Here is a 13,100-nt window from a genome sequence, read left to right on the forward strand (position 1 = left end):
GGCCACTGGGTGCGACGAGGCGACTGTCCCTTCTCGGGCCATTCAACGTCACGCGGACTCGACGTCCGCTTACGAGGGCGGATTCAACCGGTCGAACGGCACCGCAACCGCGCTGGCGAATGTCGGCTCGAGCCGCGTCAGGACGTATCACCCATTCTGCCGCAATCACCGTGGCTCTCGAATATCGATCAAGCCTATTCATCTATTGTCACCGCACTGAAGCGTCTTTTACCGTTTGCTCGAAGCAAGCTGCTGGTTCCGCTCAGTGAGAAACTGGATCAGACCGTCCATGCCGCTTTGCTTGATCTTGTCGCTGAACTGCTGCCGATAGGTTTGGATCAGCCAAACGCCGAGGACGTTCAGATCATATAGACGCCACCCTTCCGGGGTCTTGTACAAACGGTAGTCAATCTCCGCCGGCTGTCCGTTCCTGTCCGCAACTGTGCGCACCACCACATCCTCATCGGTCGGCGCGAAGTGGGAAGGCGGATAGTCGATCCGTTGATCCGCACGGAGCTGACCCACGGCACCTGAATACGTGTAAATCAGAAGCATCTTGAACTGCTTGACCACCTCTTGCTGCTGCGCAGGCGTCGCCGTTCTCCAGTAACGCCCCATCGCGAGCGAGGTCGTGCGTCGAAAATCGGTATAAGGAAGAATGTCCCGGTTCACGATATCCATGATGCGGGGGATATCGTTCGGCTGGATCGCCCGGTCCCGCACCTCGTCGAGTATCTGCTGCGTCGCAGTCTTGATCAGCGCTCGCGGGTCTGACTGGTCGACTTCCGCATACGCCACGCCGAGCAAGAAAAACGCCGCGCAAAGAGGCAACAGAAAAAGATTCTTCATATGCGCAAACCTTGACTGATCCTTCACTGCACGCAATACATGGGTGCTCTGCCTACGTCCAGTCATGTCGCGCCGCGTCGGGTCAATTTCGTGCCGCTAGCCGATCGAACGCCGCGCAGAATTATCTCCGTGCTCCCGCCCGACAGATGCGGTAGAAAGATCAGGTAACCGCTGCGGAACTCATGAGTGCTGCAATCCGCCGATTGTTCACGACCTTCGTCAGACACCCTCGACGAGTACTGCGCGAAAGCGCGCCGCCTTGAAACGGTGCTGTGTAACCTCCTGATACGCCGGGCTGTCATACCATGCACGCGCAGCCGCCGTGGTCGGAAACTCCACGATTACGACACCCTCCGGCGAGTCACCTTCAAGCACCTGCTGAGGTCCGCAGGCAGCCAGAATCTTGATTGGGTGACCTTTAAAGGTCTCGCCGACCGCACTTAGGGAAGTGCCGAGCTCGCTTTGATCCTGCATGCTTTCTCGCGTGAAGACAATATAGGTTGCCATGGCATGCGCTCCTGCAGTAGGAATGGTGCAAGAGATGATGACACGAGAGTTCCGAAGCGGCCCCCTTTCTTTGGGGGACAACCATAACGATCGGCCCGTCCGTGCCCCGGTGCCACGTCTTTCGATGGAGCCGCGCTGTTTGGTCGAATGCAGTTAGACGGTTGATCAGCGTCGCCGGCAGACCCAGGAAGCGGGCGGTCGCGAACTCTGGCTGAGCGGCCGTCCCTAGCCGAGGCCGATCTCATGACGGTAGACGTTAAGGGTTATTCGACGTCTGCCCTCATTCACATGGCTGTGAGTGCGCCGCGGCGCGTGTGGGCAGGCGTCGGATAAGCATCGAGTGAGGACCCAATAACAGTCACGTTTGCCGAAAAGAGCAGCGGCCGAATGTGTACAGAAGATTTGCCCCGGGTGGCAGGCGTTTGACTGATCTGCCGGGTACGTCGACTGGTAACAGACGAATTGCGACGCTCCGGCGCCAAGCGCCACCTGCAATACTTGAATCGATGCGTCAGCATCGCACCACATCGGTTCAAATATGCACTTATTGCGTGCATATTCTATTCATGCGCTTCCGCGGCGGACCGAAGTTCTCGCGAGTTCGTTCGCAATCGCGATCTGCGCCAAGGGTTCGCACCAACCCATGCGGACAAAAACGTTGGTGCATTTTTTGCTTTAAAATATTGTAAGGTGTGGGCAGGTGCAGATCTGGTGTGACGCGAGGAAGATGCAAACTACCTGTCCACTATTGCTGCAGGCTTCAAGTTCGCGGGTTGCTGCACAGCGCCCACGAAGGTGCTGCCCGACTGATTCAGCACGGTTGTGGCGCTGCTCGAATCATCGGGCAGACAGCTGCGATTGTCGTACCTAGGGCGGACCGCCAGGTCGCCGGTCAAGCTTTGAGAAGGAGTGAATGGTATGCGTTCCGGAAGATCGCCGAAGGGTGCCGCGCGAGGCTTTATTATCCCTATTGGCGGCGCGGAAAATCGGGTTCAGAACCCGGTTATTCTGCGCCGTTTCGTGAAACTTTGCGGTGGGTCGCGCGCGCACATTGCGGTCATCCCCACTGCCTCCTCGCTGGATGACACGGGGGATCTCTATGAGTCGGTGTTCCGCGATCTCGGCGCTGACCGAGTCAGTATCCTGCCATTCAAGACACGCCGTGACTGCGAATCGGACAGATACCTGAAGGTGCTCGATCGCGCCGACGGGGTCTTCATGACCGGGGGCGATCAGGTACGCCTTGCCGAGATGCTGAGCGACACGCCGGCGGCGGAGAAGCTTCATAGCCGTAACGCACACGGCATGCACGTAGCCGGGACCTCGGCCGGGGCTTCCGCCATGTCAGCTGCCATGATTGCCGGGGGGAAGAGCGGGGCCACGCCCCGCGCCGGGATGGTCGACCTGGCACCAGGCTTGGGGCTCATCAGCCGTTTTGTTATCGACCAACACTTCGGCCAGCGGGATCGGCTCGGACGCCTGCTTACGGCAGTGGCTTCGATCCCGTTTGGGGTGGGCATTGGGCTGGACGAGGATACGGCTGCGTTCATCGGTCCAGACGAAATGCTGGAGGTGGTAGGCAGCGGCGGCGTCACCATCATCGACGGGTCGAATCTGCGCAACTCTGCAGCTGATTCCGTTCGCCATGACGACCCGGTAGGCTTGACCGGAATACGTCTGCATATCCTGGTTGATGGCAATATGTATCATCTCGGGACGCATAGCCTGGTAGGCGGTACGTTGTCTGCGCGGAGTTACGTCCCCAGTAGATCGAACGCTACTGCTCTGACCTGATCGGCTAGAAGAGGCAAAAGCCGGATCATCCACGAAGCGGGGCAGCGCGTATCTGTGCTGCCCCGCTCCACGTTCCGCTTGCCGATATAAAATCGCATATCATGCGTCAACCCCTCGAAGATGCGAAGATAAGACGTCAGCTGATTCGAGCCCGGCAGCAACAAAAGCTCCGGCCGGAAAAGTGGGTTACGTGGTGGCTGCACGAGACTTGGGCTACTTCAAGATTTGGCCACTCTATCGGAGTGAAAGTTGAGTCGTGCAAAGGCGCCCATTGGCGGTACACGAGGCTTTATCGTCCCCATCGGGGGCGATGGAAGGCTAATACGAAACGCTGCCATCCTGCGCCGCTTCATCGAGATTTGCGGCGGCTCCCGCGCGCATATCGGCATCATCCTTACGGGCTCCGCGACCAAGGACGCCGGCCGCCGTTATGAAAGGGCGTTCCGTGATCTGGGGGGGGATCGGGTCAGTGCCCTCAAATTTGAGACCCGAACCGACTGCGAGGCGAAGCGAAACCTGGACATGCTCGATATTGTCGACGGGCTTTTCCTCACGGGGAGCGACCCGGTCCATCTTTCCGAGACGCTAGGTGGTACTTCGATGGCGCAGAAAATTCGCAACCGGAATGCACAGGGTATGCACATGGCCGGCACCTCCGCTGGCGCAGCGTTCCTGCCCGGGCAGATGATTGCGGCCGGTGAGAGTGGCACTACGCCGCGTGCTGACATTGTTCAATTAGCGCCGGGCTTGGGCCTGATCGAGCGGTTGATCATCGATCAGCACTTTCGCCACCAGGACCGGCTCGGGCGTCTGCTCATGGCCTTGACTTACAACCCACTTGCCATCGGCATCGGCCTGGATGAAGACACGGCCGCCTTTATCGGTCCGGATCATAGGCTGCAGGTCCTGGGCAGCGGTGGCATCACCATTGTGGACCCCTCCCAACTGCAACACTCCGCCATACATCCGGATCGCCGCCATGCCCCAGTAAGCGTAGTTGGCCTGCACCTGGACATACTGGTTGAAGGCAGCCTGTATGATTTAACAGCGCATATGGCGAGCATACGGCGCTAATTTCGCATTCATCCCGTCAGGGAGCGACTAGTGCAACGAGGCCTCCCGGAGAATCTTGATCTGAATGTCAGGTACAAAAAAGTCCGAATACATCAGATCGTTACCGACCTTTTCCCAGGAGTCGGGCCTGCATATCTCGCACATCTTATCCGTCCTGCTGTTTTCTATATAGATCCACGACAGAGCGCCAAAAAACCTTTCGTGCCTTTCCGGCAGATTGTCCGATGAGCTTTCCATAGGTACCCATCCTACCGCGGGGACATAGAACTCTACCCACGCATGATCATAATCCGGCACACAGACCGAGTTGACCCTTGCATATCTCAGTTTGTATTCGGGAACCTTGAAATCCCCGACCGGCCTGCATGCCACCCCGCAAAGCCTCATTAATCCTATCAACAGTTCCATGTACTTTCCGCAAGTCCCTTCGCCGCTTCTCAAGGTCTCAACGGGACTTGTATACGCGTTGTTGTAGCGGTACGCCAATCTGCTATAAACATATTCGCGCACGGTTTTCGCAATCTTGACTACATTTCCGCGCTCTTTTCTCGGGATCGCCGAAATCAGGTCCGCAGCAATGCGCCTTAACTCTTGCCTATCCATATCGTACCTGAGCTCTCTCTTAAGAAATCGCGTCTTAATTTCGTCTGGATAGCCTGAATCCGGGACATTCAACTTGAACCTTATCCCATATAGTTCAATTACGGCGCTGTAGCCGAAGTAACGGCGTTCTTTATCAAGCTCAACGCCCCTGAAATCGAATTCCGCAATCTCGTTGCCGCTTTCGTCCCTTCTTATAATCCCAGGAACATCTCCAATAATTTTTACTGATTTCACCTTCTGCCTTCGCGTCTCGACCGGAATCGACAACCTGACGCACATCTTGACGCCCTTGATCCTTTCCAGAATATCATGGGCAGGCTTGAGCATTTCGGCATAAGAAAATTCCACTTCGTAACCATCCGAAAGCCCGAAATTTCCAGCCATACCAAGCCCCATTATTTTATAATCAAGTTTCTCTATAAAGCCATCTGAAATGTTCCTGTTGAGTTTTATATTTGGACTGTTGTCGACAGCCGGCTTCGCGCCCGCATCATCAAAGACGTCCCAACTTTTCTGATTGTAGTATATATAGATGCCAGATCTTTGTATATCTGATGTTTTAACTGAAGCTATTCCCGACGCCCCCTCATGGGGTGTCGTCAGCGATGCCAAATGAGTCCCGTCAAGACTGTATATATAAATGGCCCGACTAATGTCACTCAATATGAAGAGGCGATCCCCATGCAAGGTAATGTCGTTTATTCTATTGCCCACATCCACTGACCGTATTGGCCGATCCCCATCCAGAATGAACAGGATCCCGCCACTGTCAGCCACGTAATATCTACCGCCTTTCCAATATAGACCGACAACATCTTTTGCGTCAGGGATTGTGACGGTGTCCATAACTTCATAGACCATCCCATTTTCTATCCCGAGCGCATAGATTCTATTAAAACGCGAATAATTTATAATGCCATCCGGTCGCATACATATGGCACCTGCCCCCTTGAATTCGTTGAAGCTTTTGAAGTTGACAACTCCTTGAAAGAATCCCGTCCGAACGTCAATTCTGCCAAGAGCCCCAAGCTCCGGATCTACGACGAAGATCGCATCTTCCTCATTGCTATCTATAGAGGTGATGTTCTTTGCAAAGAGCGGTTTTATCGAGGTGATCACAAATCCCCCGGATCATTCTGATCGGTGAGGCATGGGCCGGGCATACGCCCGACCCATTCTCTCCAAGTCTTGTCGGAGGCGGCGCTTGAAACCGCAACAGAGCTCCTTGAGGGTGTGCGCTGCGCCTTCTGCGCACAAGCGCACCAAGACCGCTAATGCTGTCGGCCTCTCGACGTTTCCCGCTCCCTGCCTCTCAGGTTTTCCCGCTCCCTGTTTCTCAGGTCGTCTCGCTCCCTGTCTCTCAGGTCCTCTCGCTCACTGCCTCTCAAGTCTTCTTGCTCACCACCTCTCAAGGCCTCTTGAATAAAATCGGCAAAGTCCGAGAGATGCCTTAGATTTGAATCCAGGGGATTGCGCGAAGACCCGCTCATTGCTTCATGACGTATCAGGTCCAGGGCGATTTCGACGGCCATCCTCCGCTTCGAGGAGGCATCCAGCGTGGCGTCGTTATCGTTGTAGAGAAGAAATTTCTGTTTCTCATCCATTTTGACTCTCCAAGGTATTGAACTCCATGAAGGATGGACCTCACGCTTCATCCGCCCTGGAGCCCTGTCACCAGGTCCGCTTGCGACCGCCTGGCAGGTCGTCGTAACCACGGCGAACAGTCATTCAGTCTTCAATCTCTCGCGCCAACCGCACGCCGCGCTCGTCACGAATGATCTCCATGCTACTACTGTCCCACCCGAACCCGCCCAGGTCGTCTTGACGGATCTTGACTGGGGTCGGCCTTCTCTCAATGGCGTGCCCTGTTTGCGCGTCTGGCCTGAAACGCACGATCTGCTCCCAGGCACGTGTGTAGTCTTCGCTCAACAAGAGGAGCAAGTCGCCAGGCCCGGCCATTTCGAGCGCCGACTGATTCGCCGTCTGCTCATCGGCTATGACCTCGATCTGCTCTGCCCCGACTCCATTCTGGCGTAGTGACTCTCGCAGCATTTCCGGCACTTCGAGGTGATCCCGTCCACGCGAGTCACTGTCCCTGTGACAAATGTAGTGCTCAAAGTGTCCCGCCGCGATATGGCCGATCTCCAGGATGTCCTCGTCACGGCGGTCGCCGGGAACCGTCAGCGAAACGATCTTCGCACGCTCGGCTCCCAACCGGTCTACCAGACCGCACATGGTTTTCACGGCCGCGGGGTTATGGGCATAGTCCAAAATCACCCTGAAGGGATGCTGATCGTAGATGTTCAGGCGGCCGGGGGTCTGGAGGAAGGTGTTATCAAAGGTGCGCAGGCCACGGCGGATGCTCTCGAGATCGATCCCGAGGCCGTGGGCGAGGGCCGCAGCGAACATCGCGTTCTGCACATTGTGGAATGCGAGCCCCTGCACCGTGGCTGGGATCACGTGAGTCCACAACAAAGGAAAACGGTGACCGCTGTCCCACAGGCAGACCATGTGGCCGTTTATCTCTTCCTCCAGCACGACCGCCACGCCGCCCGCCTGGACGTGCTCATTTACCAAGGGGTGAGCCGCGTTCATGGTCACGTAGCCCAGGCGGTTTGCGTGACTATGATCCGCCATCTTCAGGCACAAGGCGTCGTCAGCGTTGAGGACGGCCATCTCCTTCGCCACCTCGACGACGATGCGCTTGACCTCCGCCATTTGCTCCACCGTTTCGACCCCGCGCAGGCCCAGGTGATCGGCGGTCACATTGAGGCAGCCCGCCACGCTGCATTCCGGATAGCCCAGACCCCGCCGCAGCAGGCCGCCCCGGGCCGTCTCCAGTACGGCGGCATCCACGGCGGGGTCCGCAAGAATCATGCGGGCGGACGTCGTTCCGGTCATGTCACCCTTCACAGTCAACCGTCCGTCGACATAGATGCCGTCGGTGGTGCCCAAACCCACCGTGTACCCCGCCAGTTTCAAGATATGAGCGAGCATGCGCGACGTGGTGGTCTTGCCATTGGTGCCGGTAATGCTGGCAATGGGAATGGTGCTTGGAGCACTGGGTGGAAACAGCATATCGATGATGGGACCGGCAACGTCCCTGGGCGTTCCTTCAGTGGGCGCCAGATGCATCCGTAGACCCGGGCAAGCATTCACCTCGCACATGGCCCCGCCGGTCTCACGATATGGCGCGGAGATATCCGTGGTAATGAAATCAGCTCCCCCGACGTCCAGGCCGATGGCCCTGATGGCCCGGACGGCCATCTCCCGGTTGTCCGGGTGCACGCTATCGGTAACATCGATGGCGGTGCCGCCGGTGGAAAGGTTGGCGGTGGCACACAAGTAGACGATCTCGCCCGCCACAGGCACCGTCGTGAGACCATAACCCTTGTCAGCAAGGAAGCGTTCTGCCACGCCGTCGAGTTCCACGCGGGTGAGCACGTTTTCATGTCCCACACCCCGGCGTGGATCCTCGTTCACCTCGTCCACCAACTCCTCGATGGTGTGAACACCGTCACCTGACACATGTGCGGGGATGCGTCTGGCAACCGCCAACAATTGATCATTGACGACCAGCATGCGGTAATCAGACCCCGGTATATAGCTTTCGACGAGCACTGCCTCGCTGTACTCCTGAGCCCTCTCAAAAGCGAGCTCCACCCGCTCCGGGGTTGTAACCTGAACCGATACACCCTGCCCGTGATTAGAGTCCAATGGCTTGATCACAACGGGATAGCCGATCTGTTCGGCACTATGGACGGCGTCGCGGGCGCTATAGACCTTGCGCTGCCTCGGCACCGGCAGGCCCGCGTCACGCAGGATCCGGTTGGTCTCCGCCTTGTCCGAAGCCAGGTCTACCGCGATCTGACGGGTCTCGCTGGTGAGCGTCGCCTTGATGCTTTTCTGGAAGCGGCCGTAGCCGAGCCGTATCAAGCTGCCGCGGTTTAGGCGCGTCCATGGAATCGAGCGCTTCATGGCGGCGCTCACCAATGCGGCAGTGCTAGGTCCCACGTCGCAACCCCGCGCATAACGGATGAGTTCATCCAGTTCATGTTCAAAGTCGAAAGCGTCATCGAAGTTCCGCTCCGGCTTCAGCTTCAGGTCTTCAGGAAGCAGGTGTTCGAGCAGGGCCAGGGAAAGGTCTCCGGCTTGCCGACCGACATCCTCGTCCAGGTATTCGTAGACTATGTCGTAATGCCCGCGCGGCCCGGCGGCGCGCGTCTTGCCAAAACTCACATCCGAGCCTGCCACCTTCTGCAGTTCGATCGCTACGTGCTCCATGACATGGCCCAGCCACGTTCCTTCGCCTTCGACCATGCGCCGCACGAACCCACCGGGGGCTTGATAGGAACAGCCATGTTCCCGAAGGCCGGGCAGATAGCCAAGGAGACGATCGATGAAGCCTTGACCGAGGCGCCCGGTTGGCCACTCTTCAAGCACCCCCAGATCGATGGTGTACCGAATGACCGGGAAATGGGCATGAATATTGGGTCCTTGATAAGCGATGAGTGACTTGACTTCCATTTCATGACCTCCTGCAGTCTCGTTTCAGGTCATTGGTCTCCAAAGCCGCCGAAGTCCCTACAGCCATGGCCTGATCTGATGCGGTTGTGAGGTAGATGGGAGACGAAATTGGGGATCGTGCACGCCAGCACTGTCGGGCAAGCCGCAAGCACCAACGTGACTCGACGGGCCTTCGCTTCGTTTTCATGCAGGGAATGGACTCGGCCAAGATGGCAGAACAGCATCGCCACGAAACGACTCCGCCTTGACAGCGCGTTGCCGAGATGAGCAGCACTAACCTTCTTTCTCACTGGTCCTGACCTGGTCCGCTCGATGAGCGCGAGGACCTGACTGGACATGCTGCAGGGTGCCTTCACGTCGTGCTCCTGGCCGGTGGTAGATTTGTTAAACGGTCACCCACACCCTAACGCTCCAGCGTCATAACCTTGAACTGGACGAGAGTTATTACAGGTAAGACGCGCGCCACTTTGTAGTCGTCGCAACAGAGACGCACTCATGGGTGTTCCAAGCACGATGACTGCCCGGAACCATCTCCGACCGATCGGCCACTTTAAAAATAGAGGCATTTCCAGATAAAGCAACATCTCTTCCGTAATTTTCTGCCCGACATTTGAGATCTTGCCGAATCCGAACGCCTATCGGCTCTCAGGAGTAAGGGACCTTGGCGAGCAACTGTCCTTGCGTCACGGCGAACGTGGCCCAACCGAGGAACCACAGATTGCCCGCGCACCGTTGCTCCATGGCAGTGATTCGCCTGAACGACATAAGTCAGATCATCCACCATCGTCCACTTCGGCGTGTCGAGACCGAGAGTCTCGTCCGGGCCGATCGCTCGATCGCTCGAATAGGCTGGCGGTTCCGCAAAGCCGACAAGAGAGTGCGATTAGCGACCACGCACATTTGCAACCACGCACGAGTGTCCGGAATGGCCGATGAAGCAACGTTCATCCTCGCGAATGGAATGGCCGCTTGCTGGGGCGGATTCAACCAGTCGAACGATCATGTGGGCGAGTGACGCTTCCTGGCCGAAAGTGCCCTTCTTTGAACGATGCCATCAGGCGGATCGTCGACCAAATCTGCGATTCGCGAGTCGCACGCGGCTATCGTGACCGACCGCCCGCTTCCGGGAGGCACCCGGCGATGCCGCGCCAGTGCTTGACCCTACCTGATCGGGATGGAAAGAGCCTTAAACGCGGGTAGGGGCGATCGCGGTACGCGGCCGCAGCGTCGCCAAGATCAGGTACATGCCGCCGCCGATCACTACGCCGAAGAACCAGCCATATGTATTCCACCAAACCGGCAGCAGATCGGTGAAGTTCGGCAGGAAGGTCGAAAACACGCTGCCGACCGCCGCCGCGGCCAGCGCGTTGACGTTCCAGCCGCCTTCGTAGCGATACTCGCCGTGCTCCTGGTAGAGCGCCGCCACGTTGATGTTGCCCTTGGCCACCAGATAGTAGTCGACCAGGATGATCCCCAGCAGCGGGCCCATCGTGGCGCCGATGGCGTTGACGAAGTGCGCGGCGTTGCCTTCCCACGGCGCAAACGGGTAGAGCACCAGCGCGATGGCTGCAGCGATGAAACCGCCCTTCTTGAAGCTGATCTGCCTGGGGAACGTGTTGGAGATGTCGAACGCCGCCGAGACGAAATTGGCCACCACGTTGATGCCGAGCGTGGCGACTGCGAAGGTCAGCGCCGCGATGAGTGCCAGTATCCAGCTGTCGAACTTGGCTGAGATCTGCTCGGGGTGCAGCAGCACTTCGCCGTACACCCTGAAGGCGGCGATGGTGGTGACGCCGGCGACCAGCGAGAACGCAATCAGGTTGACCGGCAGGCCCCACAGATTTCCTTTCTTGACTGCGTCGCGGTTTCTCGCATAGCGCGAGAAGTCGCAAAAGTTCAGGTACAGCGCCGCGAAGTAGGTGATCCAGGTCGCGCCTACGGCCATCAGCGCCCAGAACGAGCCGGGCTCGCCGCTGACGCCGGCGTCTTTGGTCTTCTCGAGCAGCGCGTCCATCGGAATGCCATGCTCGAACGAGAAGCCGCCGGCCTTGACGCACAGGCCGATCGCCAGGATCAGCATCGCGATCCACACCGCCGGACCGGCCAGGTCCTGGAATTTGCGCACCGTTTCCATGCCCTTCTGAATGATGAGCAGCTGCAGCGCCCAGACGATGAAGTAGCAGATCACTTCCAGTCCCGAGTGGCCGAGGAAGTGCGTGCCCTTGTGGAACTCCATCAGGCTGGCGCTGCGAATCAACAGCGCAACGATCGCGCTTGAAGCCGCTGCCGTCTGCGCGCCGTACCAGAAGCAGGCCACCACGGCGCGCACCAGCGCAGCGAGGTTGGCGCCCCACACGCCGAAAGAGGCGCGCGCCAGCACCGGGTATGGCACGCCGGTCTTCTCGCCGGCGTAGCCGATCAGATTCATCAGCGCGAAGATCACGAGTGAGCCGAGCCCGATCGCCAGCACAAAGTTGGTAAAGCTGCCGCACAGCAGGAACAGGCTGGCGGCGAGGTAGTAGCCCCAGAGGCTGTGCACGTCCGACGTCCAGACGTTGAAAATGCTAAAGGCACCCCAGTTGCGCACCCGGGCGGGTGCGAGATCTTCGTTGTAGAGGCCGGGGGAAGGGTTGCGGATTTCCATCTGTCGTCTCCTTTGAGTTCGTGGAACTGAGGAAACACCGCCAGACGACCCTGGGCGGCGATGCCCCCGCGTCTGAAGCAGGCTCGTATGCAAGAACTGTATCTACTTTGCCGCACAGCTCTGAATGGGTTAACCCTAGTCGAGAGGCATGTCGGCGCAAGCCAACAATCCGATCCCACGCACAATGAGCGCAATCGAAAGTTCGTCGTTGTTGTCCATGTGACCGCACAAATCAATAAAATTGCGCGACGCTTACCGTTGCTGCGTCCCGCTCGCAATCTGTGGGGCCGTTGATGTGGAGATGGCTGGAGGACCCCTCGTCGAAGGGTTCGATGTGAGGGCAGCCCGATTCAAATGCCGTGTTTGATTTACCTCCGATGGTCCCGGATCGGGCGACAGCTGGCGTTCGTCAGTTCAGATGCGATCTCAAATGGCAGAAGTGATCGGGTGCCGCCGAACGCAACCGGCGGTGCTCAGCCCCTCTCCGAAGTTTGCTGTCGGACCGGGTTCGGCCACAAGCAGCCAGTCGATGCCTCGCCATGGATCGTGGACAATCCGCCGATCAACCCGGCCGGCGCTCTGCCTATCAGGTGACCACCTGTCAGGGACACCTTGGGAGGGCACGTACACGCCTCGGCACGGCGAACATCGGCGACGCGTTCGCGCGAATCGTCGTATGGGTTCTACGAAACGATCCAACATGCACAGGTTCCGATCCACCGAACATCAGTGGCCTCGGCGCAAGATTTAGAACGTGTGAACTGACCGGCAGAATTAGCGACTACAAACATATCCGCTCCGGTCGTGACAAGGTGGGCGGCGCCCAACATCTCATCAGCGGGGCGGGTGAGATAGCGGACTATGGTCGGTCATACTGCCCGCCCGAAATAGCGACATTACATCGTTGCCCGAAGCGGAAAGCTCTACTTCTGAGCGCCGTTAGAAACGGGGGACTACCGAAGGCCCTCGATCTGCCTTTTATCTGGCCATCAACGTCGGCGGCATCAACATTGATGCACGCCGGCACAGATGGCCGCTCAGATATCGAACGGGTGTTTTTTGAGCGGGCGATGAGCGGTATCATCGCGTCCAGCCATGCCTC

At 58.1% G+C, this 13,100-nt stretch carries 8 protein-coding genes; 2 read left to right on the plus strand and 6 right to left on the minus strand.

Annotated elements, in window-relative coordinates:
- Positions 1–228: 228 nt before the first annotated feature.
- Both OKW43_RS40810 and OKW43_RS40815 read right to left on the minus strand, forming a co-directional pair.
- On the minus strand, positions 229–849 hold the full coding sequence (locus OKW43_RS40810) for an MlaC/ttg2D family ABC transporter substrate-binding protein (protein WP_187639109.1): 621 nt from the start codon (positions 847–849) through the stop codon (positions 229–231).
- Positions 850–1,068: 219 nt separating this feature from the next.
- On the minus strand, positions 1,069–1,356 hold the full coding sequence (locus OKW43_RS40815) for a DUF1330 domain-containing protein (protein WP_429454468.1): 288 nt from the start codon (positions 1,354–1,356) through the stop codon (positions 1,069–1,071).
- A 918-nt stretch (positions 1,357–2,274) separates the two neighbouring features.
- On the opposite strand from OKW43_RS40815, the gene OKW43_RS40820 reads away from it, so the two are divergent.
- Together OKW43_RS40820 and OKW43_RS40825 are read left to right on the plus strand one after the other, a co-directional pair.
- Complete coding sequence (locus OKW43_RS40820) at positions 2,275–3,150, plus strand: cyanophycinase (protein WP_429454470.1); 876 nt, start codon at positions 2,275–2,277, stop codon at positions 3,148–3,150.
- Positions 3,151–3,399: 249 nt separating this feature from the next.
- Positions 3,400–4,224, plus strand: coding sequence for a cyanophycinase (locus OKW43_RS40825; protein WP_187639112.1), 825 nt, complete (start codon positions 3,400–3,402; stop codon positions 4,222–4,224).
- A 27-nt stretch (positions 4,225–4,251) separates the two neighbouring features.
- Here OKW43_RS40825 and OKW43_RS40830 read toward each other — a convergent pair whose 3' ends face one another.
- The 4 genes from OKW43_RS40830 to OKW43_RS40845 form a co-directional block, all read right to left on the minus strand.
- A complete protein-coding gene (locus OKW43_RS40830) occupies positions 4,252–5,946 on the minus strand; it encodes a transglutaminase-like domain-containing protein (RefSeq protein WP_187639113.1) in 1,695 nt (564 codons plus the stop codon).
- Between the two features lie 152 nt (positions 5,947–6,098).
- Positions 6,099–6,431, minus strand: a complete 333-nt coding sequence (locus OKW43_RS40835; RefSeq protein ID WP_187639114.1) for a hypothetical protein — start codon at positions 6,429–6,431, stop codon at positions 6,099–6,101.
- A gap of 124 nt (positions 6,432–6,555) precedes the next feature.
- On the minus strand, positions 6,556–9,354 hold the full coding sequence (cphA, locus tag OKW43_RS40840; RefSeq protein WP_429454473.1) for a cyanophycin synthetase: 2,799 nt from the start codon (positions 9,352–9,354) through the stop codon (positions 6,556–6,558).
- 1,186 nt (positions 9,355–10,540) lie between these two features.
- Positions 10,541–11,998 carry an NCS1 family nucleobase:cation symporter-1 gene (locus OKW43_RS40845; RefSeq protein ID WP_429454475.1) on the minus strand — a complete coding sequence of 486 codons (1,458 nt, stop codon included), beginning with the start codon at positions 11,996–11,998 and terminating at the stop codon, positions 10,541–10,543.
- Positions 11,999–13,100 lie beyond the last annotated feature (1,102 nt).

Origin of the sequence: Paraburkholderia sp. WC7.3g, from assembly GCF_050436345.1 — a bacterium.
GTDB classification, from domain to species: domain Bacteria; phylum Pseudomonadota; class Gammaproteobacteria; order Burkholderiales; family Burkholderiaceae; genus Paraburkholderia; species Paraburkholderia podalyriae.

Bases quoted from the DNA above. Each gene is read 5' to 3' on its own strand.
- OKW43_RS40810 (WP_187639109.1), bottom strand. From the start codon at position 849: ATGAAGAATCTTTTTCTGTTGCCTCTTTGCGCGGCGTTTTTCTTGCTC.
- OKW43_RS40835 (WP_187639114.1), bottom strand. From the start codon at position 6,431: ATGGATGAGAAACAGAAATTTCTTCTCTACAACGATAACGACGCCACG.
- cphA (WP_429454473.1), bottom strand. From the start codon at position 9,354: ATGGAAGTCAAGTCACTCATCGCTTATCAAGGACCCAATATTCATGCC.
- OKW43_RS40845 (WP_429454475.1), bottom strand. From the start codon at position 11,998: ATGGAAATCCGCAACCCTTCCCCCGGCCTCTACAACGAAGATCTCGCA.
- OKW43_RS40815 (WP_429454468.1), bottom strand. From the start codon at position 1,356: ATGGCAACCTATATTGTCTTCACGCGAGAAAGCATGCAGGATCAAAGC.
- OKW43_RS40820 (WP_429454470.1), top strand. From the start codon at position 2,275: ATGCGTTCCGGAAGATCGCCGAAGGGTGCCGCGCGAGGCTTTATTATC.